Origin of the sequence: Streptomyces sp. SID13031 (genome assembly GCF_010548305.1) — a bacterium.
In the GTDB taxonomy this organism is placed as follows: domain Bacteria; phylum Actinomycetota; class Actinomycetes; order Propionibacteriales; family Kribbellaceae; genus Kribbella.
This window is the reverse complement of the sequence record NZ_JAAGLV010000009.1, coordinates 103,541-127,991: the sequence shown is the minus strand read 5'-3', so window position 1 is coordinate 127,991 and position 24,451 is coordinate 103,541. Positions and strand designations below refer to the sequence as shown.

General features: G+C 68.0%; 25 protein-coding genes and 1 pseudogene. 15 read left to right on the top strand and 11 right to left on the bottom strand.

The genetic code is table 11. From position 1 onward, the window contains the following. Positions 1 to 80: 80 nt before the first annotated feature. Positions 81 to 302, top strand: a pseudogene (locus G3I17_RS19275) (RidA family protein); the annotation flags it as partial. Positions 303 to 443: 141 nt separating this feature from the next. On the opposite strand, the gene G3I17_RS19270 reads toward G3I17_RS19275, so the two are convergent. Genes G3I17_RS19270 through G3I17_RS19260 form a run of 3 tightly spaced genes read right to left on the bottom strand, consistent with a single transcriptional unit; the run spans position 444 to position 3,564 of the window. Further along, positions 444 to 1,409 carry an aldo/keto reductase gene (locus G3I17_RS19270; RefSeq protein ID WP_164598155.1) on the bottom strand — a complete coding sequence of 322 codons (966 nt, stop codon included), beginning with the start codon at positions 1,407 to 1,409 and terminating at the stop codon, positions 444 to 446. Then, positions 1,406 to 2,158, bottom strand: coding sequence for an SDR family oxidoreductase (locus G3I17_RS19265; RefSeq protein WP_164598153.1), 753 nt, complete (start codon positions 2,156 to 2,158; stop codon positions 1,406 to 1,408). The genes G3I17_RS19270 and G3I17_RS19265 overlap by 4 nt, the downstream gene beginning before the upstream one ends. Next, on the bottom strand, positions 2,155 to 3,564 hold the full coding sequence (locus tag G3I17_RS19260) for an L-fuconate dehydratase (RefSeq protein ID WP_203590454.1): 1,410 nt from the start codon (positions 3,562 to 3,564) through the stop codon (positions 2,155 to 2,157). Before G3I17_RS19260 ends, G3I17_RS19265 begins: the two co-directional genes overlap by 4 nt. A gap of 376 nt (positions 3,565 to 3,940) precedes the next feature. Here G3I17_RS19260 and folP point away from each other — a divergent pair, with 376 nt between their 5' ends. The 6 genes from folP (at position 3,941) to G3I17_RS19230 (ending at position 7,880) form a co-directional block, all read left to right on the top strand. After that, the gene (gene folP, locus G3I17_RS19255) at positions 3,941 to 4,753 is read left to right on the top strand and encodes a dihydropteroate synthase (protein WP_164598532.1); all 813 of its coding nucleotides are present in this window, start codon (positions 3,941 to 3,943) and stop codon (positions 4,751 to 4,753) included. Beyond that, the gene (locus G3I17_RS19250) at positions 4,753 to 5,490 is read left to right on the top strand and encodes a pyrimidine reductase family protein (RefSeq protein ID WP_203590453.1); all 738 of its coding nucleotides are present in this window, start codon (positions 4,753 to 4,755) and stop codon (positions 5,488 to 5,490) included. Before folP ends, G3I17_RS19250 begins: the two co-directional genes overlap by 1 nt. Before the next feature lies 1 nt (position 5,491). Continuing rightward, positions 5,492 to 6,202 (top strand): class III extradiol dioxygenase subunit B-like domain-containing protein, encoded by a 711-nt coding sequence (locus G3I17_RS19245; RefSeq protein WP_164598149.1) that lies wholly within the window; start codon positions 5,492 to 5,494, stop codon positions 6,200 to 6,202. A gap of 29 nt (positions 6,203 to 6,231) precedes the next feature. Beyond that, positions 6,232 to 6,477: a hypothetical protein gene (locus tag G3I17_RS19240; protein ID WP_164598147.1), complete on the top strand. Its 246-nt coding sequence runs from the start codon at positions 6,232 to 6,234 to the stop codon at positions 6,475 to 6,477. Between the two features lie 106 nt (positions 6,478 to 6,583). After that, positions 6,584 to 7,021, top strand: coding sequence for a hypothetical protein (locus G3I17_RS39885; protein WP_203590452.1), 438 nt, complete (start codon positions 6,584 to 6,586; stop codon positions 7,019 to 7,021). Between the two features lie 67 nt (positions 7,022 to 7,088). Beyond that, a complete protein-coding gene (locus G3I17_RS19230; RefSeq protein ID WP_164598145.1) occupies positions 7,089 to 7,880 on the top strand; it encodes a hypothetical protein in 792 nt (263 codons plus the stop codon). Between the two features lie 141 nt (positions 7,881 to 8,021). Here G3I17_RS19230 and G3I17_RS19225 read toward each other — a convergent pair whose 3' ends face one another. Beyond that, positions 8,022 to 8,669: a hypothetical protein gene (locus G3I17_RS19225; protein ID WP_164598143.1), complete on the bottom strand. Its 648-nt coding sequence runs from the start codon at positions 8,667 to 8,669 to the stop codon at positions 8,022 to 8,024. 76 nt (positions 8,670 to 8,745) lie between these two features. Here G3I17_RS19225 and G3I17_RS19220 point away from each other — a divergent pair, with 76 nt between their 5' ends. Next, on the top strand, positions 8,746 to 9,408 hold the full coding sequence (locus tag G3I17_RS19220; protein ID WP_164598141.1) for a (2Fe-2S)-binding protein: 663 nt from the start codon (positions 8,746 to 8,748) through the stop codon (positions 9,406 to 9,408). Here the strand turns inward: G3I17_RS19220 and G3I17_RS19215 are convergent. After that, positions 9,398 to 10,474: an FAD-dependent oxidoreductase gene (locus G3I17_RS19215; protein ID WP_164598139.1), complete on the bottom strand. Its 1,077-nt coding sequence runs from the start codon at positions 10,472 to 10,474 to the stop codon at positions 9,398 to 9,400. The genes G3I17_RS19220 and G3I17_RS19215 overlap by 11 nt on opposite strands. Before the next feature lie 276 nt (positions 10,475 to 10,750). On the opposite strand from G3I17_RS19215, the gene G3I17_RS19210 reads away from it, so the two are divergent. From G3I17_RS19210 to egtD, 4 genes are read left to right on the top strand one after another with little or no spacing between them, the layout of a single operon-like run. After that, positions 10,751 to 11,977, top strand: coding sequence for a glutamate-cysteine ligase family protein (locus tag G3I17_RS19210; RefSeq protein ID WP_164598137.1), 1,227 nt, complete (start codon positions 10,751 to 10,753; stop codon positions 11,975 to 11,977). Continuing rightward, positions 11,974 to 13,308, top strand: a complete 1,335-nt coding sequence (gene egtB, locus G3I17_RS19205; protein WP_164598135.1) for an ergothioneine biosynthesis protein EgtB — start codon at positions 11,974 to 11,976, stop codon at positions 13,306 to 13,308. The genes G3I17_RS19210 and egtB overlap by 4 nt, the downstream gene beginning before the upstream one ends. Continuing rightward, a complete protein-coding gene (gene egtC / locus G3I17_RS19200; protein ID WP_164598133.1) occupies positions 13,308 to 14,087 on the top strand; it encodes an ergothioneine biosynthesis protein EgtC in 780 nt (259 codons plus the stop codon). The genes egtB and egtC overlap by 1 nt, the downstream gene beginning before the upstream one ends. Continuing rightward, positions 14,087 to 15,052, top strand: a complete 966-nt coding sequence (egtD, locus tag G3I17_RS19195) for an L-histidine N(alpha)-methyltransferase (RefSeq protein WP_164598131.1) — start codon at positions 14,087 to 14,089, stop codon at positions 15,050 to 15,052. The genes egtC and egtD overlap by 1 nt, the downstream gene beginning before the upstream one ends. A 90-nt stretch (positions 15,053 to 15,142) precedes the next feature. Here the strand turns inward: egtD and G3I17_RS19190 are convergent, their stop codons facing one another. From G3I17_RS19190 to G3I17_RS19180, 3 genes are read right to left on the bottom strand one after another with little or no spacing between them, the layout of a single operon-like run. After that, positions 15,143 to 16,441 (bottom strand): extracellular solute-binding protein, encoded by a 1,299-nt coding sequence (locus G3I17_RS19190; protein WP_164598129.1) that lies wholly within the window; start codon positions 16,439 to 16,441, stop codon positions 15,143 to 15,145. 22 nt (positions 16,442 to 16,463) lie between these two features. Further along, positions 16,464 to 17,387, bottom strand: coding sequence for a carbohydrate ABC transporter permease (locus tag G3I17_RS19185; protein ID WP_343238351.1), 924 nt, complete (start codon positions 17,385 to 17,387; stop codon positions 16,464 to 16,466). After that, positions 17,368 to 18,318, bottom strand: coding sequence for a sugar ABC transporter permease (locus G3I17_RS19180; protein ID WP_239062694.1), 951 nt, complete (start codon positions 18,316 to 18,318; stop codon positions 17,368 to 17,370). Before G3I17_RS19180 ends, G3I17_RS19185 begins: the two co-directional genes overlap by 20 nt. Positions 18,319 to 18,440: 122 nt before the next feature. Here G3I17_RS19180 and G3I17_RS19175 point away from each other — a divergent pair, with 122 nt between their 5' ends. Beyond that, positions 18,441 to 19,430: a LacI family DNA-binding transcriptional regulator gene (locus tag G3I17_RS19175; RefSeq protein WP_164598127.1), complete on the top strand. Its 990-nt coding sequence runs from the start codon at positions 18,441 to 18,443 to the stop codon at positions 19,428 to 19,430. Positions 19,431 to 19,438: 8 nt separating this feature from the next. On the opposite strand, the gene G3I17_RS19170 is transcribed toward G3I17_RS19175, so the two are convergent. The 3 genes from G3I17_RS19170 to G3I17_RS19160 all read right to left on the bottom strand — a co-directional run bounded on the left by G3I17_RS19170 (position 19,439) and on the right by G3I17_RS19160 (position 21,289). After that, the gene (locus G3I17_RS19170) at positions 19,439 to 19,831 is read right to left on the bottom strand and encodes a VOC family protein (RefSeq protein ID WP_203590451.1); all 393 of its coding nucleotides are present in this window, start codon (positions 19,829 to 19,831) and stop codon (positions 19,439 to 19,441) included. Between the two features lie 181 nt (positions 19,832 to 20,012). Further along, the gene (locus G3I17_RS19165) at positions 20,013 to 20,708 is read right to left on the bottom strand and encodes a CHAP domain-containing protein (protein WP_164598123.1); all 696 of its coding nucleotides are present in this window, start codon (positions 20,706 to 20,708) and stop codon (positions 20,013 to 20,015) included. A gap of 113 nt (positions 20,709 to 20,821) precedes the next feature. Further along, positions 20,822 to 21,289, bottom strand: coding sequence for a CHAP domain-containing protein (locus G3I17_RS19160; protein WP_164598121.1), 468 nt, complete (start codon positions 21,287 to 21,289; stop codon positions 20,822 to 20,824). 166 nt (positions 21,290 to 21,455) lie between these two features. On the opposite strand from G3I17_RS19160, the gene G3I17_RS19155 reads away from it, so the two are divergent. Next, a complete protein-coding gene (locus tag G3I17_RS19155) occupies positions 21,456 to 22,148 on the top strand; it encodes an NBR1-Ig-like domain-containing protein (protein ID WP_164598119.1) in 693 nt (230 codons plus the stop codon). Positions 22,149 to 22,259: 111 nt separating this feature from the next. Beyond that, entirely contained in the window at positions 22,260 to 24,128 is a 1,869-nt protein-coding gene (locus tag G3I17_RS19150; protein ID WP_164598117.1) for an alpha/beta hydrolase, read from the top strand. Positions 24,129 to 24,451 lie beyond the last annotated feature (323 nt).

The window sequence follows — 24,451 nt, the reverse complement described above, 5'->3', positions numbered from 1 at the left end:
TGTTCGCCGACTGGGTCACGGCGACAACCTTCTCGTCCGGTACTACGCCCGCCACCCACCGCAGTACGGCGGTCACCGCCTCGTGGGCCGGCATCGGCGGCACCTTCGACGACGTCGCCAAACTGACCGTCTACGTCGTCGACTACACCCCCGACAAACTGGCCCTCTTCGGCGAAGGCGCAGCCCGAGCGGCCGCCAAGCTCGGCGTCACCCCCGTACCTCCAGGCACACTCATCGGCGTCGCCGCCCTCGACGTTCCCGCCCGCCTGGTCGAGATCGAGGCGACCGCGGTCCTGGACTGACTAGCCGCTGAATCTAGGCGAGGGGGGCGGACCGCCGTCACACATCAAGGTGTCGCGGGCCGGGGCTGCTGAGCGTGGCGGGGCGCCACGCCACGCGGCGACTCAGGTTTGGTGTGTGGTGGCGGTCCGGGCCGCGCCGGGCTAGGTGGGAGTGGGTGCGTCTGCTCGGAGCAGGCCGGCGGACTTGAGGTCCGCCCAAACCCCAGCCGGTACTTCGGTGCGCGCCAGTGCTGCGTTGGCGTGGACCTCTGACGCGTTGCGGCAGCCGACTGCGATGCCGGCGACCGCAGGGTGCGCCAACGGGAACTTGAGGGCAACCGCGGGGAGCGTCACGCCGTGGGCGTCGCAGACGTCGGCGAGCTTGTTGGCCTTTTCGACCAGGGCGGCCGGGGCCGGTGCGTAGTTGAAGGTGGCGTCGGCCGCCGGTCGGGGCTGGGAGAGGAGACCCGAGTTGAAGACGCCTACGGCAACCACCTGGACGTCGTTCTCCAGGCAGGCGGGCAGGACATCGTCGAGGCCGTCGGGGTCGAGGAGGGTGTAGCGGCCGGCGAGCATGATGGCGTCGATGTCCACCTCGCGGACGAAGCGGGTGAGCATCGCGGCTTGGTTCATGCCGGAGCCGATCGCGCCGATCACGCCCTGGTCGCGAAGCTCGATCAAGGTCGGGAACGCCGTCGCCACGGCCTCTTCGTAGTGGTCGTCCGGGTCGTGGACGAAGACGACGTCGAGCCGGTCGACGGCGAGCCGCCGCAGCGAGTCCTCGATGCTCTGCAGGACGCCGTCACGGCTGAAGTCCCACCTCCGCCGGCGGTTCGAGACCACCGCGAAGCCTTCGCCATCGGGCTCGGGGGTGTCGGCCTCGTAGATGATCCGTCCGACCTTCGAGGACAGCACGTACTCCGACCGCGGCTTGCCCGCCAGGCCTGCGCCGAGACGTTCCTCGGCCAGACCGAGTCCGTAGTGCGGCGCCGTGTCGAAGTAGCGCCAGCCCTCATCCCAAGCGGCCTGGACAGTTGCGACTGCCTCCGCGTCGGCGACGGGGGAGAAGAGCCCGGCGAGTGGAGCGCCACCGAGGCCGATCCGGTTGTCCTCCGCGAACAGCTTCATGGCCTCGCCGCCGGGAGCCGGAGGTTTTGCATGCCGCCGTCGACGGCGAGCGCAGTACCGGTGGTTGAACCGGCCAATGGGCTGGCGAGGTAGGCGATCGCCGCGGCGACCTCGTCGGCCGAGACCAAGCGGCCCATCGGCTGCCGGGCTTCCAAGGAGGCGCGCTCGGCGGCCGGGTCGGTGGCGACGTCGAGGAGTCGGCCGACCCACGGCGTGTCCGCAGTACCGGGGTTGACGCAGTTGACGCGGATTCCTTCGCGCACGTGATCGGCTGCCATCGCCATGGTCAGCGCCAGTACTGCGCCCTTGCTCGCGCTGTACAACGCCCGGTTCGGGAGTCCCGCTGTCGCCGCGATGGAGCAAGTGTTGACGATCGCCGCGGCCGAGGAGCGCCGCAGGTAGGGCAGCGTGGCGCGGGTGACCCTGGCGATTCCGACCACGTTCACGTCGAAGACGCGGTGCCACTCCTCGTCGTCGTTGCCCGCGACCGTCCCCTGCGCGCCGATACCGGCGTTGTTCACCAGGATGTCGATGCCGCCGAGCTGCAGGGCCGCGGCCGACACCGCGTCACGGACTGAGCTGTCGTCGCTCACGTCGGCGGCGATCCCGGTCAGCGGCGCGGGGACGTCCGGCTTCAGGTCGAAGACGACCACCTGGGCGCCGCGGGCCGCGAGCAGCAAGGCCGCGGCCAGTCCGATCCCTGAGGCTCCTCCGGTCACCACGGCCTTCAGGCCGGCGAAATCCGTCACTTCTCGCTCTCCTTTGTGAGCTCAGCCTTTGTGAGCTCGGCCTTTGTCGGCCCAGCCTTCGTCGGCCCAGCCTTCGTCGGCCCAGCCTTCGTCGACTCAGCCTTGGTCAGCTCGGTCCAGATCTTGCCAGCCGGGTAGCGGTAGTCGAACAGCGTCTTCGCGTCCATCTCGGCGCTGAACCCCGGCCGGAGTGGAGCGACATAGTTTCCGTCTTTGATCACGACTGGTTCCAAGAAGTGTTCGTGCAGATGGTCGACGAACTCGATCACCCGGTTCTCGGTACTACCGCTGACCGCGACCAGGTCGAACATCGACAGGTGCTGGACCAGCTCGCACAGTCCTACCCCACCGGCGTGCGGGCACACCGGTACGCCGAACTTCGCCGCCAGCAGCAGGATCGCGATGTTCTCGTTCACGCCGGCGACCCGGGCCGAGTCGATCTGCACGAACGACAGCGACTCGGCCTGCAGGAGTTGTTTGAAGACCACCCGGTTCTGGACGTGCTCGCCGGTCGCGATCCGGACCGGCGCGACGGCGCGGGCGATGGTGGCGTGCCCGAGGATGTCGTCCGGGCTGGTCGGCTCCTCGACCCACCACACGTCGTACGGCTTCAGCGCCTCGATCCAGGTGATCGCGTCGCCGACGTCCCAGCGCTGGTTCGCATCGATCGCGATCCGGATGTCGGGGCCGACCGCCTCGCGCGCCAGGCGCATCCGGCGGATGTCGTCTCCCAGGTCCGCGCCGACCTTGAGTTTGATCTGGGTGAAGCCCTCGGCGACGGCCTCGTGGCACAGCCGGACCAGCTTGACATCGTCGTACCCGAGCCAGCCGGGCGTCGTCGTGTACGCCGGGTAGCCCTGCTCCCGCAGCAGCTCCTCGCGCTCGGCGCGACCCGGCTGGGCGGCGTGCAGGATCTCCAGCGCCTCGTCGCGGGTGAGCGCGTCGGTGAGGTAGCGGAAGTCGACCAGGTCGACGATCTGCTCCGGGGTCAGATCGGCGAGCAACTTCCACAGCGGTACGCCGGCGCGCTTGGCGGCCAGGTCCCAGACGGCGTTGACGACCGCGCCGATCGCCATGTGCATGACGCCCTTCTCCGGGCCGAGCCAGCGCAGCTGCGAGTCGTGAACCAAGGTCTTCCAGAAAGCACCGAGGTCGGCCAGCGTCGCGTCCACGTCGAGGCCGACGACGTGGTCGCGCAGCGCCTCGATCGCCGCGGTCTGGACGTCGTTGCCCCGGCCGATGGTGAAGGCGAACCCGTGTCCCTCGAGCCCGTCACCCGCGTCGGTCCGCAGGATCAGGTACGCCGCGGAGTAGTCCGGGTCGGCGTTCATCGCGTCGGAGCCGTCCAGGTCCAGCGACGTGGGGAAGCGGACGTCGTACGTCTCGACCTCGGTGAAGCGCGGCATGCAGAGACCCGTTTCTGGCGGCGAGCTGAGTTGATGCGTAGATCCTATAGGATATGTGGCTCGAAGTGCACGGCTTTCATGATTTAATTCATGGCTTGAAGTAAGTCGCGCCGAGAATCCCCTCCATCGGTACCGCCGCAGGTGCGGTGGATAGAGTCGGGGCGTGGCTGACGACGGAGTACTTGGTGACGGGGTACTTGACCGCGGGGTACCTGACCAGGGCGTGCTCGACCACGGGGTGCTTGACCACGGGACACTTGACGACGGCGTACTAGACGACGGCGTACTAGACGACGGCGTACTAGACGACGGGGTACTTGACCGCGGAGTACTGCGGTTGGGTGGGCGGAGCTTCGGGCCCGGGGAGTTCGCGGTGATGGCGATCGTGAACCGGACGCCCGACTCGTTCTTCGACGGCGGAGCCACCTATGCGACGCAGGCGGCGCTCGACGCGATCGACCGGGCCGTCGCGGATGGTGCCGACGTGGTCGATGTCGGCGGGGTCAAGGCTGGGTACGGCGAACACGTCAGTGAGAGCGAGGAGCTTCGCCGGACGGTCGACTTCGTGGCCGAGGTCCGCTCGCGGCATCAGGACTTAGTCATAAGTGTTGATACCTACCGCAGTGGCGTCGCCCGACGCGTCGGCGAGGCTGGCGCCAACCTCATCAACGACACCTGGTCGGGCTCGGACCCCGAGCTCGCCGGAGCCGCCGCCGAGGTCGGCGCAGGACTCGTCTGCAGCCACGTCGGCGGCCTCGCGCCGCGCACCGACCCGCACCGGATGGCGTACGAAGACGTGGTCGCCGACGTCATCCGTACGACGACCGCTCTGGCCGAACGAGCCGTCGCGGCCGGGGTGCGTCGGGACGCGATCGTGATCGACCCGACCCACGACTTCGGCAAGAACACCTGGCACTCGCTGGAGGTGACCCGCCGGGTCGACGAGCTGGCGGCGACCGGCTGGCCCGTCCTTGTTGCCATGTCCAACAAAGACTTCTTAGGTGAAAGCCTTGATCTACCGTCTGGAAAAAGGGGCCCGGCGACGATGGCCGCGGTCAGCGTCGCCGCCTGGTTGGGCGCGCGGGTGTTCCGGGTGCATGACGTGGCCGCGGTCCGCCAGGCGCTCGATCTGATCGCGATCCTGCAGCGGACGAAACAACCTGCCTACACCCGAAGGAGTCTGGTGTGATGCGTCGCTGGTCTGCCGATGGCAACGAGCTGACCGGCGAGGAGCTGATCGCCGCGTACGCCGTACCGGATCGGTCCGCGCGCCGGCTCCGGGCCAACTTCGTCACGAGTATCGACGGCGCGGTGACGCTCGACGGGCTGTCCGGCGGGTTGTCGAGCAAGGACGACCAGAACCTGCTCGGCCTGCTGCGGATGCTCGCGGACGTAGTACTGGTCGGCGCCGGGACGCTCAGAGCCGAGCAGTACAACGGATTGCGGCTGGGCAAGGATCGGCGGGTTTGGCGCGCGGAGCAGGGCTGGCCGGAGAACCCGGTGCTCGCCGTCGTCTCTGCACGTCTTGATCTAAGTCCTGGCAGTTCGGTGTTCACCGAGGCGCCGGTGCGGCCGATCGTCATCACCTGCGAGTCGGCGCCGGCCCAGCAACGGAAGGCGCTGGCTGAGGTGGCCGACGTCCTGGCGTGTGGTGATGACGAGGTCGATCTGACCAAGGCTGTCGCTGAGTTGGCCGAGCGTGGGCTCTCGCAGATCTTGTGCGAAGGCGGTCCGCATCTGCTCGGCTCGCTGACCTCGGCGGACCTCGTCGACGAGATGTGCTTGACGGTGTCGCCGGTCCTGGCCGGCCCAGGCGCGCGCCGGATCACCGACGGGATCGCGTCGACCCAGGTCCACCATCTCGACCCGCTGCACGTGCTCAACGGCTCCGACGGGTACCTCTTCCTGCGGTACGGAAGGAGCTGAGGTGCCGGTCATCGCCGCCGCGGTCTGCCCGCACCCGCCCCTGCTGATCCCCGAGCTGGCTTCGGGCGCCGCCTTCGAACTAGACCCACTCCGCGCCGCCTGCTTCACCGCGATCGACCAACTGGCTAACGCGGACGCCTTGGTGATCATCGGCTCGGGCCCGGTCACCGGCACCCGCTACGACGCTTCCGCAACGGGTACCTTCGGCCCATACGGCGCCCCTGAGGTAACCGTCGGCCCAGACTCAGACTCAAGCTCAGGCTCCGGTACGCCGGTACTGCCGCTCTCGCTAGCAGTCGGCACCTGGCTGGTCGAGCAAAGCAAAGCAGCCGGTATGCCCCGGACCTCAATCACAGTGGCCGCCTCGGAAACCCCAGCCGGCTGCCTCGCGCTCGGCCAAGAGCTTGCCCATAGCAACGATCGCCTGGCCCTCCTGGTGATGGGCGACGGCTCAGCCCGCCGCAGCGACCACGCCCCGGTCCACCTGCACCCCCGCGCCGAACTCTTCGACAGCACAGTCGCCGCCGCCCTGGAACTGGCCGACACAGAAACCCTCGCCGCCCTGGACCCCGACCTCGCCACCCAACTCCACGCCGCCGGCCGAGCCCCCTGGCAAGTCCTCGCCGGCGCCGCCCCCGACCTCCAAGGCCAACTCGCCTACCACGCAGCCCCCTACGGAGTCGGCTACTTCGTCGCGAGCTGGGGACTTTAAGGGGGCTCCAATGCCGCCAAGGTTTCTGGATGGCGGTCGACTACAAGGTTACGCGGCAGGACAGCTCAGATGCCTTCGTCGTCGGCGCGCACCTCTGGCGCGTTCAGGTCAACGGCCGTAAGGACCGGACCCTCAATACCCTCGAACTGCAACACCTGGCCGGATCCTCCGCCCGAGTGCGGCTACCTCAGCCGCCGACCACCTTCTACGGATTATCCGCTGAGCTGCCGATCGACCCTTACCCCCGAGGCAAGGCCTACCTCGCCTCGATCTGACCGACGGTCACGGTTTCGAACGATCAACGCCAGACCCTAGGCAGATTCAGCACAGAGCGTTACGGTGGCACCCATCCCGAGGGGGGCTCGGGGATGAGGGGGAACCATGTCTCAGCAGTTTCCGGAGTCACAGAATCCGGACCAGCAGCCTTACGTCCAGCCGCAGGACGTCCAGCTGCCGCAGCAACCGCCGATGCCGCAGGCACCGACGCTTCCGGCACCCGGCAATCCGCAGTACGGGATCTACCCGGCGCAACAGCAACCGGCCTATCCACAGCCGTACGGCATCGGCTATCCGCAGCAGGTGGCACCCAAGAACCCGGGACTGGCGCTCGTAGCGTCCTTCTTCATCCCCGGCCTGGGCACCCTGATCAACGGCAATGTCGGCCTGGGCATCGCGATCTTCGCCGCGTACTGCGTCGCCTGGATCCTCTGCCTGGTTGTCATCGGCTTTGTCCTACTCCCCGCCGTCTGGGTCTGGGGAATGATCGACGCCTACCAGGGCGCCAAGAAATGGAACACCACCCACGGCATCGTCAGCTAGCAACTGACCCGCACCACTGCAACACCCACCACATCCCGAGGGGGGCTTCGGGGATCGGGGAACAGTCATGTCTCAGCAGTATCCGCAAGAGCCACAGCCGCCTCAGCAACCGTCGCAGTACCAGCAGCAACCACCGCAGTACCAGCAACCATCGCAGTACCAGCAACCGACGCCGTACGGGCAGCAGGTCGCACCGGTGCCGCCACCGAATCCGCACAAGACGCGCAACCTGGTTGCCGCCGGCTCGGTCGGAGCGATCATTCTCGTCGGCCTGATCGGCGGAGCCTTCAGTGACCAAGGCGGCGATCAGAATGCCGTGAAGGAGTCGAAGCCCGCCGTCGCCACGAGTGCACCGCCCAAAGACGACAGTTCGGCTCCTGCTCCGGTCGCCACCACAAAGGCACCGACGGCACCGGTGGCGTCGGCCCAGCCGGCCCCGGTGAAGACGACCCCGGTCAAGACGACTCCGGTGCCGCCCAAGCCGAAACCCAAGCCGGTCGTCTACCAGAAGCTGACGTCGCGGGAGTGGGCGAAGCTCGTCAAGAGCCCTGACGATCACGCGGGGGAGACGATCCTCGTCTACGGGGTCGTGACTCAGTTCGACGCGGCGACCGGTGCGGACGGATTCCTGGCGGACTCCGACTGGAGACGGCACAGCGAGTCCTACGAGTACGCCGAGAACACCGTCTTCCAGCAGGAGGCCGGAGCCGGAAACCTCGACGACGTGGTGGAGGGTGACTTCTTCACCGCGAAGATCAAAGTGCTGGGTTCGTACAGCTACGAGACCCAGATCGGCGGCAATACCACCGTGCCGAGCTTCGAGATCGTGTCGGTGTCAGTCACCGGTCACGAAGACTAGTTCGCAACGCTGACCACCGCCCACGGCATCGAATTCGCGAGCGCGCAACGGTTGGATCGGCGGGGTTGGAACTGTCGCTGGCCTTCTTCAGCTCAGGAAGGTGGTGATGTCCCGGTTGAAGTCCCGGCTGCGGGTTCAAGGTCAAGGCGTAGCAATCGGTACTTCCGGCCAGCGGGTCGCCGTGGCTGCTAGGTCAGGGTGGCCCGCTTCGGTCAGTTGGGTGGTCAGCTCGACGCGGGCGGCTCGTACTGCGTCGGCGGCTTGTTCGGCGGTGGGGTAGGGGCCTGACCAGTTGGAGACCGCGTCGCCGGCGTACCAGGCGTCTTGGGAAGGCCGGACGTGCGCGGCCGCGAGGCGGTCGGCGGGGAGTGCGTCGCCGCGCTCGGTTGCGAGCTGGATGACGGCGTCGACGGCGACCACCTCTGCCGAGAGGTCTGTCAGCGGGCGGAGGTGGATCGCGTCGGTGCGGACGAACTCGTAGCCTTCAGGGGCCTGCTGTGCGATCCAGTCGAAGGCTTCTCCGGCCAGAGCGGTCAGCTGCCGGGCGATGTCTTCGTCCGGGATGGTCTCCACGCCGCAGAGGCGCGGGTCGGTCGGGCGCAGCTCGCCCTGGCAGCGGCGCATCAGCATCTCCTCGGCAGTCGACTGCTGCCGCCCGAGGATCCGGGAGAGCCCGACGATGTCGAAGTTCAGCTCGTCGGGCGTGCGCTTGAGCCCCGGCTCGAACGGCTCGCCCTCGACCGTCCCGCGAGTGGTCCACGGCCCGACATGCCAACGCTCCAATGCCATGCCCCGACCCTACCCACGCGACAGTGGTGGAGGTCGGGGGAGCCCCAGTGGTAGTACCGGACCGTAGGCTGGCTATATGACTTACACCGCGAGACGCCTCGCGGACATGCTGGATGGGGAGGTGTCCTGGCTGTCCGTCCGTACTGCGTCGGCGGTACCCAGCCCAGACTGGATCTCCTGCGCCGAGTTGCTAAAGGACCAGCAGGCAGGCGGCGACCCGACGTACGGGTGGCGGAAGGCGCTACTGGACGACTACGGCCGCGAGTACGCGATCGAGCCGCCGCTGCAGGTAGCGGCCATGTTCGTGCTGATGTGGTACGTCTCCGTGCCGTCGATAGTCGCCGGACTCTCCACTGCGCTGACGGGGCTGTCACCCGACGTGTCACCCGAGTCCCTGGCCTTCCGCAAGCACCCCACGGCGCACTACCCGATGGAGGTCGCCCTGCTGTCGGAGCGACTGGTCCCCGTGGGTGAGGCAGCGCAGCAGGTCAACGAGCACACCCGGGCCTTCACGGACAGCTACAGCCCCGGCGTGAAGCTCAGCTCTCGCCAGAAGCGCGGTGCTGTCGACGATGAGCTCCGTGCGGCCTTCCGTCTCCCAGAGGAAGCACTGCAGGCTGCCGCAGCCGCCAGCGTCTTCCAGATAGACCTGGACCAGGAGATCCGTACCTCCTGCTGCTTCTTCTACGCGCTGCCCAACGTCAATCCCTGCGGCGGCTGCCCCCGCGTCAGAGTCTGAACACGTCAGGCACGGACCCCGAGCCGGTCACCAGCTCGGTCAGATAGCGCGCGACCAGCGGCACGAACTTGAATCCCTCCCCATGGAACCCGGCAGCCACGCTGATCGGCCCGCGCCGGTCGATGACGAAGTCCCCACGCTCGGTGTTGTCGTAGAGGCAGCTGATCGCCTCCGACCGCGTGACATCGAGCCCCGGGAACCACTCCCGGACGTACGCGATCAACGCGGCATCTCGCCCAGGCTCCACCTGGAAGTCCCGCTGGTCGAGCGAGATCACCGGCCCGGTCGCGTGCAGTCCGACCTTCACCCCGTGTCCCTCCTCGAACAGCCCGTACGCCGGTGTCGCCGCTCGCCGGTCCACGAAGATCGGCCACTCGGCTGCGGGATCCAGGGGAGCGAAGAACCGCGGCTGCTCCTGTGACGCCGAGATCGCCGGCACCTCCAACGCACCGGCCAGTACCTGCCCAGTCCACGGCCCAGCCGTCACCACCACCTGACCGGCCCGTACTACGCCCGCCGCCGTCTCCACCTCAACACCGTCGCCGACAACCCGTACTGCCGTCGCCGCACACTGCGCGCGGAACTCAACCCCCAGCGCGCGAGCCGACTCGCGGATTGCAGTCAACGCCTGCTCGGCCAACGCACGCCCCGACCCCGGCTGGTACAGGACTGCCCCGTCGAACCGCATCCCCGGCCAGCGCTCAGTGGCAGCCTCCGGCGTCAGTAGGTCGTACTGGACCCCATGCCGCTCGAGCAGCGCAGCAGACTCCCGCACCTGCTGCTCCCCGATCCCGTGATCGACCCCACCGACCAGGTCGAGCATCTGCACGCCGGTCTCGCTCTCCAGCTCGTGCCAGAGCTCGCGCGACCGTGCAGCCCGCAGTAGCTCCGCTTCGTCGTTGATAGCCAGCCGGAACAACCTGGTGCCGCCGTGCGACCCACCGCGATCGTGCCCGAGTTCGTACTGCTCCAGCACCAGCACCTCACGGCCCGCAGCCGCCAGGGCACGAGCTGCTGCCGACCCCATCGCGCCGGCGCCGATCACGACCACGTCGTAGGTCTGCATGCGTCCTTCCTACCCGTCCGCATACCGCCCACCGCGACCGGGGTTTCGCTCAAAGCGGAACGGAAGCCCGCAGCCGGTACCGCCGGACCGGCCAGGCCGACCGAAGCGCTACAAAGCGGGCCGCGGGTGCGCGCGCAATATTGTCGGTGGCCGCAGGCACGATGTCGATCATGAACTCGACACAGTGTTGGACGGCTCCCATCCCCGCCGTCACGTCATCGAGGGGTAACCCACAATCGGTTGTCCGCGCCCAGGGCCGCGGTTAGGTTCGCTGACGTGACCGCGTCCGGCGAGTTCCCGGCGACGACCCCGATCGGCTCCCGCGTGGAGGCAGAGGGTTACGTCGCGATGGTGTGTTTCAAGCACGGTCCTCCGCTGCTGCACGGCGTCGAGCTGGAGTGGACGGTGCATCACGCGGGTGATCCGCGCCGCCCGATCGATGCCGCACAACTCAGCCGGACCCTGGGCGTGCACGCGCCCCCGACCCTGGTCGCGGGCAGCCCGCAGCTGCCACTCGGCCGGGGTTCTCTGGTCACCGTCGAGCCGGGTGGCCAGGTGGAGATCTCTGGCCAGGCCTCGGCCTCGATGCCCAGGCTGATCGAGGACACCACGGCCGACGCCGCCGAGCTCACCCAGCTACTCGCCGCCGGAGGCCTCGAGCCCGGGCGGTACGGCCTCGACGCCTTCCGCCCACCCCGCCGAATCCTGACCGTCCCCCGGTACGCCGCAATGGAGCGCGCCTTCGCGCAGCTCGGCCCGCACGGCCCCCGGATGATGTGCAGCACGGCCGGCCTGCAGGTCTGCCTCGACGCAGGCGAAGCAGGCCAGACCGCCCTGCGCTGGCGAGCCCTGCACGACCTCGGCCCCGCCCTGGTCGCCCTCTTCGCCAACTCACGCCGCCGCGAAGGCAACGACACCGGCTGGGCCTCCGCCCGGACCGAGGCCACCTTCGGCACCTGCCCACCCTTCACCGAGCCACCCGTACTCGACGGCGACCCAGCAGAAGCCTGGGCCCGTACGGCGATGGAAGCGCCCGTGCTCTGCCTCCGCCGGGGAGACAACTGGGACGCACCCCCAGGGCTCACCTTCGGCGCCTGGGCCGACGGAGCACTGGACGGCGACAGGCCGACGTACGAGGACCTGGAGTATCACCTGTCGACGCTGTTCCCGCCGGTACGGCCGCGGGGCTACCTGGAGGTGCGGTATCTCGATGCGCAGGAGGGCGACGGCTGGATCGCGCCGACCCTGCTGCTGTCCGCACTGATGTCCGACCCAGCCGTCACTGACCAAGCACTGGCCGCCGCCGCGCCGGCCGCCGGTCGCTGGCTCGCTGCCGCAAGAGACGGTCTGGACGACAAACCCGTCCTCCAGGCCGCCCGCAACCTGGTCGAGCTGGCCACCACCAACTTCAGCCGTCTCGGAGTGGATCAGGACCTGATCACCGAGACCGGCGACCGACTGCACTGCATCGTCGACGACACCCAGAGAAGGCGAGCATCATGAACCACCAGTTGTCAGATCTGACCGCCGAGGGGCTGCGCTCCTTCGTCGCCGAGCAGCTCGAGCGCTCGCGCGGCCGGACCGTTCAACTGACCGACGCGGTCGACACCGACGACCTGGTCCGGCAGCACTCCAAGCTGATGTCCCCGCTGGTCTGGGACTACGCGCACATCGGCAACCAGGAAGAGCTCTGGCTGGTCCGCGACGTCGGCGGCCGCGAGCCGGTCCGGCAGGACGTCGACGAGCTGTACGACGCGTTCATGCACGCCCGCGCCGATCGCCCGTCGCTGCCGCTGCTCAGCCCGGCCGAGACCCGGCAGTACGTGGTGGAGGTCCGCGACAAGGTGCTCGACGTGCTCGACCACGTGAAGTTCGGCGGCGATCGCGAGCTCATCGACAACGGCTTCGCCTTCGGCATGATCGTGCAGCACGAGCAGCAACACGACGAGACGATGCTCGCCACACACCAGCTCCGCGCTGGTTCTCCGGTGCTCGACGCGCCCGCGCCGCCGCCCGGCCGACGGCTGGCGAAGCCCGAGGTGCTGGTGCCCGGTGGCGTCTTCGAGATGGGTACTTCGATCGAGCCGTGGGCGCTCGACAACGAGCGGCCCGCCCACTCGGTGCACGTCGCGCCATACGTGATCGACACGCTGCCGGTGAGCAACGGCGACTACCTGAGGTTCGTCACCGGCGGTGGGTATCAGGATCCGCAGTGGTGGTCCGACGCCGGCTGGGCGCAGGTGCAGAAGGCCTCGCTGGTCGCGCCGCGATTCTGGGAGATCGAGGACGGCAACTGGCTGCGGACGCGGTTCGGGCACCGCGAGTTGTTGCCGCTCGACGAGCCGGTGATGCACGTCTGTTTCTACGAGGCCGAGGCCTATGCCAAGTGGGCGGGCAAGCGGCTGCCGACCGAGGAGGAGTGGGAGTTCGCGGCGCGCTTCGACCCGGCGACCGGGCGGACGCGGCGCTTCCCGTGGGGTGACGAGAGTCCGGGCCCGCAGCATGCGAACCTCGGCCAGCGCCACCTGCGACCCGCGCCGGTCGGGGCGTATCCGGCAGGCGCCTCGCCGCTCGGCGTCGAGCAGCTGATCGGCGACGTCTGGGAGTGGACGAGCAGCGACTTCAAGCCGTACCCAGGGTTCCGCGCGTTCCCGTACGACGAGTACTCGCTGGTCTTCTTCGGCAACGACTACAAGATGCTGCGCGGTGGCTCGTTCGGCACCGACGAGATCGTCGCGCGCGGGACGTTCCGCAACTGGGACTACCCGATCCGGCGCCAGGTCTTCGCCGGTTTCCGCTGTGCTCGCGATCCCCGTCCGGAGGAGTTGGGCTGATGTGCCGGCACCTGGCCTACCTGGGGCCGCCGGTCTCGCTCGCTTCACTCGTCCTCGATCCGCCGCATTCGCTGTACCGGCAGAGCTGGGCTCCGGCGGACATGCGCGGCGGCGGCTCGGTCAACGCGGACGGCTTCGGCCTCGGCTGGTACGCCGATAGCGACCGCGCTGAGCCCGGCGACCGCGCTGCGCCCGGTCGTCCCGTGCGGTATCGGCGGAGTGTGCCGATCTGGGCCGACGAGTCGTTGCCAGGGCTGGCGGCATCCATCCAGGCCGGCGCGGTGCTCGCCGCAGTACGGAATGGGACTGTCGGTTCACCGCTGACGGAGACTGCGGTGGCGCCGTTCACCAGAGATCAATGGTTGTTCAGTCACAACGGGTTGATCAGCGGCTGGCCCGGCTCGGTGAGCAAACTCGCCGAGTCGCTACCCGTCACCGAACTGCTCACCCTCGATGCACCGATGGACTCCGCATTGCTGTGGGCCCTCATCCGGGACCGCCTGTACTCCGGTGCGCCTGCGGTCGAGGCCGTCGCGTCGGTCGTCCGCGCCATCGCTGCAGCGGCTCCCGATTCCAGGCTCAACATCTTGCTCACGGATGGCGAGCAAATCGTCGCGACCACCTGGACTCACTCGCTCTGGTTCCGCCGAACCACCGACTCCGTGACCGTCAGCTCCGAGCCGTGGACCACCGAAGGCTGGGAAGAGGTCGCTGACCATTCCTTGCTGTTAGCAACGAAAAGCACGCTGGCCGTCACCCCCATGCTGGAAGGACGATAGTGACTTCGATCGACATCCACCTGACCCCGGACTACGCCGCCCGTGCCCTGCGGGAGGATGCCCGGGACGGCCTGACGGCCGAGTCGAAGTGGCTCGCGCCGAAATGGTTCTATGACGCCCGCGGCAGCGAGCTGTTCGAGGAGATCACCCGGCTGCCGGAGTACTACCCGACCCGCGCGGAGCGGGAGATCCTCGACGCGCGATCCGGCGAGATCGCGAAGCTGACCGGCGCGCACACGCTGGTCGAGCTCGGCTCGGGCTCCTCCGAGAAGACCCGGTTGCTGCTCGACGGGTTGCGCGACCACGGCACGCTGACCACCTTCGTACCGCTGGACGTCTCGGAGTCGGCGCTGCGCGAGGCGGCGGCCGCTATCAATGCCGACTACCCGGCGCTCACCGTGCACGGGGTCGTCGGCGACTTCACCGAGCACCTCGACAAGCTTCCCGGCGAGGCTCCGCGGGTGGTCGCCTTCCTCGGCGGGACGATCGGCAACCTGCTCCCCGAGGAGCGGGCCGACTTCTACCAGTCCGTCCGCGAGGTGCTGGAGCCAGGCGAATGGCTACTGCTCGGCACGGATCTGGTGAAGGACCCGGCCACTCTTGTCGCGGCGTACGACGACAGCGCGGGCGTGACGGCCGAGTTCAACCGGAACGTCCTGCGGGTGCTGAACCGCCAGCTCGGCGCGGACTTCGACGTCGAGGGGTTCAGCCACCGCGCGATCTGGGATCCCGAGAACGAGTGGATCGAGATGCACCTGCGCGCAGACCGCGCGATGCGCGTCCTGATCCCGGAGATCGGCCTCGAGGTCGACTTCGCCGAGGGTGAGGAGCTCAGCACCGAGATCTCGGCCAAGTTCCACCGCCACGGCGTAGAAGCAGAACTGGACAAGGCCGGCTTCACCTCCGGCGCCTGGTGGACAGACTCCGAGGACCGCTTCGCCCTCTCGCTCTGGCAGGCAGTCTGATCCTGAGCGAACGAAGGGCCCGCCGGAGGAAGCTCCCTTTCCTCCGGCGGGCCCGACCTTTCAAGAACTGCAACTGCAAGACAGCAACTGTCAGCCCTGCGACTTGATCAGCTCGTTGATCTTGCCGACGTAGGCCTGCAGATCGGAGACGGGCTTCTTGCCGGTGAGGATCGGCTGGTACATCGCCGTCGTGAGGTCACCGACCTGCGATGCCCACTGCGTCGTGAACCGCACGCCGACAGTCTTCTCGGCCGACAGATCCGCCTTGACCGTGTCGACGACGGTGTTTTGTCCCGCCTTGGTCAAAGCGCTGAAGTAACTCTCCTGCGCGGGCGTGTAGGCCGGCGGCGCAACGGGCGAGGCCGGCAGGACGGCGTCCCACACCTTCGTGTTGATGTACTCGAGCACCTTGTACGTCGCGTCCTCGTTCGCCGTGTACTGCGGGGTGCAGATCCCGACCGAGTCGTAGAGCGTCGCCGGCGTGCTGACCTGCGGGAACGGCGCGAACCCGTACTTGATCTTCGGCTTGTCGGTCTGGAACCCGGCAGCCAGCCACTGGCCGCCGAACATCATCGGCACCTTGCCGCCGGAGAACAGCGCCGGCACGTTCGACGCGTCGTACCCGGGCGGCGCCACCGCACCCGACTTGATCGCCGCCGCGAGCTTCTCCACGCCTTCGGTGAACTTGGCGTCGACCTCGGCCTTGGTCGGGTGGTTCACGTCGTCGGTGAACGGTGCGCCACCAGCTGACACCGAGTACATCGACATCGTGAACGGCGAGTCCAGCGAGGTGAGCTGATCCGCGACCAGCCCGTACTTCGCCCCGCCCTTGTTCGCGAGCCGGCCGGCGGCGGCGTACATCTCGTCCCAGCTCCAGCCGGCCTTCGGTTCCGGCAGGCCGGCTGCCTTGAAGGCATCCGCGTTGTACCAGACGCCGTAGGTGTTCATCAGCGACGGCAGACCACCCATCTGCCCGTCGCCCGTCTTCCAGTTCTTCATCGCCGAGCCGACGAACTTGTCCGCCTTGAAGTCGCCCTCGCCGCCGTCGATCCTCTTCGACCAGTCGACCAGCAGGCCCTGTGATGTGTACTGCTGCTCGGTGTCGTTCCCGCACCAGAACAGGTCGGGCAGCTTCTTCGCCTGGGTCAGCGACGCGAGCTTGTCGCCGTACCCGCCGCTCGGGGTGTCGACCAGTTGCACTTTGATGTTGTCGTCCTTGAACCCTTCGAGCGCCTTCTTGATGGCGGTGTTCGTCTCGGGCGTCTCCCACGTCATCACGGTCACGGTGACCGGGCCGCCGGACTCGCCGCCGGAGTCCGATCCGCCGCAGGCAGCCGTTGCCGTCAGCAACCCGGCGCAGGCCAGGGTGGTACCGATGATCCTTTTCACTGTTGTGCTCCTCAGGGGTGAGTCACTTCTGCGTCGTGCTGCCCAGCGAGCCGAGGCCCTGGATGAAGTAGCGCTGCGCGGCGAAGAAGAGGATCAGCGGCGGCAGCATGTAGAGCAGGTTGGTGGCCATGTAGTAGCTCCAGTTCGGCGTCTGCCCGGCGAACGGGGAGACGAACTGCGCCATCCCGACCGACAACGGCCATTTGCCGGCGGAGTACAGGTAGACCAGTGGGTTGAGGAAGTCGTTCCAGGACGCCTGGAAGGCGAGGATCGCCATCGTGATCCAGGCCGGCCGGGTCAGCGGCAGCATCACGCTGACGAAGATCCGCAGGTGCCCGGCGCCGTCGATCTTGGCCGCCTCGTCGATCGAGTACGGGATGGCCAGGAAGTACTGCCGGGCCAGGAAGATGAACAGCGGGTTGCCGCCGAAGAAGGCCGGCACGATCAGCGGCAGCCAGGTGTCGTACCAGCCGATGCTCTTGTACAGCTGGAACAACGGGATCAGCCCGACCACGCCGGGCAGCAGCATGCTGCCGACGAACAGGTAGAACCACAGCTTCCGGCCCGGGAACCGCAACCGGGCCAGCGCGTAGCCCGCCATCATCGCGGTCATCACGCCGCCGAGCACGCTCAGCACGGTGATGATGGTGGAGTTGAGCAGCAACCGCGGGAAGTGGATCGCCTGCGGGCCGTCGATGAAGTTGCGCCAGTTGAACTCGTGCGGCAGCAACCGCGGCGGCACCTCGAAGACGGCGTTGCGGCTCTTCAGGCCGATCGTGATCATCCACAACAGCGGGACGACCATCACCGCGCAGATGAACAACGCGGTCGCGTACCACGTGGTCGTACGCACCGGGCGTTTGCCCGTATTACGCCGTGGCCGGTCGACGGTGCGCGTCAGCGCGGGGGCGACGGTCTCGGCGGGGTCAGTCGGGAGTGTTGTCACTGAAGGTCCAGAGCGAGGAGAACTTCGCGGTCAGGGCGATCACGGCGATGATGACGACGAACAGCACCCAGACCTGCGCGGAGGCGTAGCCGAGCTGCGGAATCCTGCCCAGGTTGGAGAATCCGTTGTTGTAGATCGACAGCATCAACACGTTGGTGCTGAAGCCGGGGCCGCCGCCGGTCAGGATCTTGGGTTGGTTGAAGGTCTGAAGCGCGGCCGTGGTCTGCAGGATCACCTGGAGCAACATGATCGGGCTGATCATCGGCAGCGTGATCCGGAAGAACACCGCGTACGGCCCGGCGCCGTCGACGCGGGCGGCTTCGTAGAGCTCGGTCGGTACCGCCTGCAGCGCGGCGAGGAAGATGATCATCGTGCCGCCGACGCCCCACAGCATCACGATCACGATCGACGGCATCGACATCGCCGGACTCTGCAGCCAGGAACTGGTCGGCAGGTGCAGCTTGTCCAGGATCGTGTTCGCCAGCCCCACCTGGGGATTGAGGATGAACTTCCACAGCGTGATGGTGGCGACGGCGGGCAGTACCACCGGCAGATACGCCAGTGTCCGGACTATCCGCACGCCGGCGAAGCGCTGGTTGCAGAACACCGCGAGGGCGAGCCCGAGAGCCAGTGACAGCGGCACGTAGAGGACCACCAGGTACCCCGTTGCCCGCAGCGACGGCCAGAACGCCGGATCGACGGTGAACAGCCGGCGGAAGTTCGCCAGACCCACGAAGACCGGATCGGTCAGGCCGTTGTATTTCGTCAAGGCTAGATAAAAGGAACGGATCAACGGATAAACCACGAAGACGGTGAAGCCGATGATGGCCGGCGCGATGAACAGATAGGCGGCTCCGATATCCGATCCGGCGTTGCGGCTGAGGCCGCCGCCGGGTCGCCGGCCGGGCCGACCCGGTCCGTCACGATTCATCCTGCCTCCTGGATGGGAACGTTTCCAACGTCTACTGTGAGGTGACGATGCCGTGCCCTGAGAGGGAAGTCAACCCTGTGTCCGAAACGTTTCCAAGGCAGTCCGAGTCCGCTCGGCCGACGATGATCGACGTGGCCAAGCGGGCCGGCGTGGGGTTGGGCACGGTGTCGCGAGTGGTGAACGGCGGGGCCGGGGTGCGGGACGAGACCGCGAGCCGGGTCCGCGTCGCGATCGACGAGCTGGGCTTCCAGCGCAACGAGGTGGCCCGCGCGCTGCGGCCGGGCAAGAAGTCGTCGAGCCTCGCGCTGGTACTGGGTGACCTGACCAACCCGTTCTACGCGACGATCGCCAAGGCGTCGCTCGAGGTCGCCGGGCAGGACGGGTTCGCTGTCGTACTGGGCTCGGTCGACGAGGATCCGGAGGGGGAGCGGCGGGCGATCCAGGAGTTGGTCGGGCGCCAGGTCGCGGGGTTGATGATCGTGCCCGACCAGGGTGACCACTCGTTCCTGGCCAGCGCCGGCGTACCGGTGGTGTTCGTGGACCGGCCGGCGCACGGGATCGAGGCCGACATCGTGATGGTCGACAACGAGGGTGGTGGCAAGCTCGCCACGGATCACCTTCTGCGGCAGGGACATGAGCGGATCGCGATCCTGCTCGCGCCGTCGTACTACACGACCGGGCGGCGCCTGCGCGGGTACCGGCGATCCTGCCGGGCGGCCGGGGTCGAGGTCGACGAGAGCCTCGTCATCCAGCTGCCGGAGGGCACGGCCGAGGCCGCGGAGAAGGCGACCCGCGAGCTGATGCACCGCCCTGATCCGCCCACGGCGTTGTTTGCCTCCACCAACTTCCTCACCGAAGGCGTACTACGTGCGCTCCGCGAGGTCGACGCTGAGCCCGCAGTCGTGGGCTTCGACGATTTCCGGCTGGCCGACATGCTGCCGACCCCGGTCACGGTCGTTGCCTCCGACATCGCCGAGCTCGGCCGGATCGCCGCCCGTCTGCTCCTCGACCGCGCGTCGAAAACCGACACCCGGCCACCGCAGCGCATCGTCCTGCCGTGCCAGCTGATCCAGCGCGGCTCCGGCGAACGTTCTGCCACCGGCGATCAATAGGTCCGGCGTCACGGTTGCTCGATCGGCCGCCTCCCGAGCGACGCCTGAAACCGAAGGAGATACCCGTCCGGGTCGGTGACGAGGAACTGCTCGACGCCGGCCTCGCCGATGTCAGTCCGGTACCACTTCGTTTCCGGTGGCATGAACAGCGGCCAGCCCGCCTCGCGCAGCGATGAGCAGAGGGGCCCGATCGCCGGAACGGTGATCTGGAAGTTGATACCGCGCCCGAGCGGCCGGTCGAGGGGCCCGGTCAGCCAGTTCCGTCCGGCACCGATCTGCTCGAGCATCAGGTGCGCGCTGCCCTGGGCGATGTACGCGAACCCCTCCTCCGGCCGGTCGTACAGCAGCTCGAACTGGCACAACCGGCACCAGAAGTCGAGGCTGCCGGCAACCGATTCCACCAACAGTTCCGGAACGAGCGCAGGATTCACTCCTCCATGATCCCAGCGGTTCTGCCGGGAAGAGAAGTAGCGCGGTCCGCCCCACCGGCCGGCACGGATGGAGAAGCACCCAGGCGCTTGAGGGGCGGGCGCGCCTGGGTGCTTCGGCCGATCAGTCCCCGTGCCTAGGGCTGATCGGGGATCAGAAGTTGGGCCAGGCCCAGCCGAGGTAGCTGCTGAAGTACGGCAGCTTGGCGAGGCCGATCTTGCCGTTGACGCTGGTGGCCCAGAAGTAGCCGTCGCCGCGGGCGACGCCGACGTGGCCGTAGGGGGCGGCGAGATCCCAGAAGATCAGCGCTCCCTTGGGTGGGTTGAGGTCACCGCGGTGGGCGACACCGCGTGCCACCGCGTCGTTCCAGTCGGCCTTGGCCGAGGCCCAGATACCGGTCTTGCCATAGGAGTTCTCGGCCGCCATCTCGCAGTACCCCTGGAACGCGGTGGAGCCGTTGCGGGAGGAGTACCAGGCGATCGCCTTGTCGGCGCGCGGGTTGCTCGTGCACAGCGGGGCGACCAGGCCGCCGCTGCCGGTGTTGACGTAGGAGTCGGAGATGAAGCCCTTGCCGGGGACGTGGTCCCAGACCAGGCTGCGGCCGAACTTGCCGGTCACCGGCTCGCCGTAGAGCTGGCAGTCGATCTCGACCGCTCCGTTCGGCTGGGTGCCGACCGACCCGAAACTGGTGGCGTTGCCGGAACGGATCGTCACCCCGGATCCGGAGTCGGTCACGACGGTACCGGTGGCGGCGTGCGCGGGAAGGGTTGCGCCGCCGATCACGGCGACTCCGCCGAGCAGTGCGGTGGCGGTGATCCTGGAGACAGTACGGAGGAGGGCGGTCCGCATGAGGTGTTCCCTTCTGGAAGAAGTGCAACACTGGCAGGGAATCAAAACGTGATCGGGTTGTCGCAGTGGGCAACGGACCGCCCGGCCCGGGTGGCGCCGGGCGGTCACCGGACTCAGAAGTTCGGTTGCGCCCAGCCCAGGTAGCTGGAGAAGTACGGCAGCCGTGCCTTGCCGATCCGGCCGTTCACGCTGGTGGCCCAGAAGTTGCCGTCCCCGGTGGCCAGGCCGACGTGCCCGTACGGCGCGCCGATGTCCCAGAAGACGAGGGCGCCCTTCGGCGGGTTCAGGTCGCCGCGGTGTGCGGCGCCGCGGCGGACCGCGTCGTTCCAGTTGGCCTTGGCCGAGGCGTAGATCCCGGTCCGGCCATAGGAGTTCTCGACGGCCTTCTCGCAGTAACCCTGGTAGGCGGTCGAACCGTTGCGGGACGAGAACCACGCGATCGCGGTGTCGGCCCTGGCCTGTGGCGCGGTGGTGATGGTGCCGACCGGCGCGGGTGCGGCGGTGGCGGGCAGGCCGGTACCGACGAGAGCGGCACCGCCCAGCAGTGCGGTGATGGTGACGCGGGCGAGGAAAGATCTCATGATGGTTGCCTTTCGCTGCGGCGGGAGGGGCATATCGCTTGGCGAATTCGCTGTCACCCGCAGACAATCAGAGGGTGATCGGGTTGTCGCAGCAGGCAACCGGAAAATGAATAACCATCACTTGATAATATGCGTAGATTACTAACCGTGAGGGCGGGAGTGCCCCGTGCGACCAGCTCAGGCTCGCTTCGTGATCGGCTGCCGAATGCGGGAACTGCGGGAGGCATCAGGTGTGCCGTTGACCAAGGCGGCCACCCTGTCCGGCTGGGACAAGGGGCACCTGTCCCGGGTCGAGCGCGGCCACACCAAACCGAGTCGCGAGCTGATCGAGTGGTACGACGACTCCTTCGGCGCCGGTAGCGCGCTGGTGAACCAGTCGATGGAGCTCGACGCCGCCGTCCGGGCCGGCAAGGACATGTCGATGCGGGACGTGCGCCGCCGCGACTCGCTGCCGCACCCGACGCTGCTGGGCGGTTCGGTGCCGGCCGACCATCATCCGGAGGACCGCGCCGAGCTGGTGGGGGAGACCGTGCCGGACGGCACCCGGGTGTGCCGCGACGAGGAGTTCGAGAAGACCTGGCAGATCCGCAACAGCGGGGAGAGCAGCTGGCGCGACCGCTGGCTGACCAGACAAGGAGCAGCCGGTACGCCGGGGTGGCTGCGGTCGCCGTTGCGCGCCCGCCTGCCGGACGGCGTACCGGGTGAGGTCGTCACGGTCCGGATGAAGCTGCAGGCGCCGTCTCAGGCGGGAGCGTCCACGGCTTATTTCAAGGTGACCGACGAAGCCGGGCGGCTCTACTATCCGGGGCTGGAGTCCCCGCCGGTCTACTGCACGATCTTCACCGTTTACGAGTTGTAGGCGACTGTTTGCCCTTGACGTGGAGCGATGTTGGGCGAATGGGTGTCGCTGAGGGTCGGCGGCCGTTTACGTTGCGGGTTCCTGTCCGCCTGAACACAGGGAGAGCTCAGCGTGCCAAGCCCCCGCAAGATCGCCGCGGCCGTCGCCGTGGCACTGGTAGTCCCGTTGCTGACTGCCGCGACGACCGCCACTACGGCCTCCGCCGCCGGCCCGAAGGACCCGCCGGTGCCTTCCATCCCGCAGCGCTACCTCGACCAGCCGATCACCTGGTCGGTCTGCTCGTTCGACGCCGCGGTCAAGCGCCTCTACCCGCAGGCGCCGACCACGAACTGCGCCAAGGTCAACGTGCCGATGGACTGGGCCAACCCGGACGCGCACCCCGACATCCAGGTCGCCATCGCGTACAGCAAGGCCACCGGTACGTCGAAGGGCCTGATGAGCACCAACCCGGGTGGCCCGGGTGGTGCCGGTCTGTCGCTGTCGGCCTCGCTGGCCACCAAGAAGACCCAGCTCTTCAGTGACTTCGACCTGGTCGGGTTCGACCCGCGCGGGTTCGGCGCGAGCACTCCGCTGCAGTGCATCACCACCGCCGAGGCGCTGAACGCGCTGCCGGTGACGCCGGACTACAAGGAGCGCACCAAGCTCACCCACAAGGTCGAGGCGGCCGAGGCGAAGCTGCAGGCCGATGCCTGCGCGGCGACCGAGTTCGGTCAGTTCGTCAGCAGCCAGCAGACCGTGTACGACATGGACTTCATTCGCGCCTTGTTCAAAGCCCGGCAGCTGAACTTCATCGGCTACAGCTACGGCACCTGGCTCGGTGGCTGGTACGCCGACACCTACCCGTCGAAGGTCGGCCGGTTCGTGCTCGACTCGAACATGGACTGGACCCACACCCAGTGGGACAACGTGAACTTCGACCCGTTCTCGGGCCAGCGCCGCCGCGACAGCCAGTTGTTCCCGTGGATCGCCCGGCACGCCGACCAGATCACCGGACTCGGCGCGACGCCGGCCCAGGTGACCGCGAAGTACAACGGGATCCGCGCCTCGCTGACCACGCTGGTCAAGGCCGGTGAGAGCTCGGTCCGCGGTGACGACCTGGACGGCAAGATCTACAGCGCGATCTACGGCAACACCCGGTTCATCCGGGCGACGCTGGACATCCTGGTCGCCGACGAGTTCGCCAAGGCGCCGTCCGCGTCGGGTGCGGTCGATGTCGGTCAGGTCGACCGCGCGTGGGCCCGGCTCGCTCCGAACCTGCAGGCCTTCGACACGCTCGCCGCGCTCCGCGCCCGGTACGGCGTGACCGCGGCCGCGTCGGCGGATCTGGAGGCCTCGACCCAGGTCACCACGCTGAAGGACGTCATCGCGGACGCCCGGGCCGAGGCGGCCGAGGCGACCTCGGCTGACCAGCCGGTGAACCTCGGTGCGATCGGCACCACCGTGCGCTGCAACGACACGGCGTGGAACAAGGACCCGAACTTCTACACCAAGGAAGCCGACAAGATGGCGAAGAAGTACGACTTCTTCGGCTACATGAATGGCGTCCCGATGTGCGCGTTCTGGAAGTACGCCCCGCAGGATCGCAAGCTCGACCTCAAGGGCTCGCCGCGGCTGCTGATCGTGCAGGGCGAGCTGGACCCGGCGACGGCGTACGAGGGTTCGCTGCGGACCCACGACGACACGAAGGCCGTCACGCGTTTCGTGGCGATCGACGACGAGGGTCAGCACGGTCAGTACATCGGCTCGGCGTCGTCGTGCGCGGAGGCGATCGGTGACAAGTTCGTGTTCACCGGCGAGCTGCCCGGCAAGGACCAGGTCTGCGGTACGACGCCGCTGCCCGCGGAACTGTCGGTCTACCCGGTCAAGGGCCCGGTGGACGGCAAGGCGGTGCACCTGCCGAAGTCGAAGGCTGCGGACACCAAGGTGAACCCGCTGCTCCAGCAGGTGCTGGACACGGTCGCATCTAGCGCATTGCGCTGACTCAGGCTGGGGGTGGCCGGCGCGTGGCCGGCCACCCTTGCGGTATCTCGGTCAAAGGCCGAGATCGAGGGCCTGCTCCGTCAGACGCGAACGCGAACACTGAACGAAGTCGCGAATCAACAGCTCGTCTTACGCGCTGAGGCGTTGCACAGCGATCTCGTGGTGCCCTCCGGGGTGCGGCGGGTGACGATCCGGGCGATCGGGCGGCGGGTGCGGCTGATCGGGGAGCCGACCGTCACCGCCCGCATGTGATTAAGCGGGACGGGGACACCCTCGCGATCAACAGCGAGGCAACATCGGGCAGGCCCGCTGCGTGAGCCGCG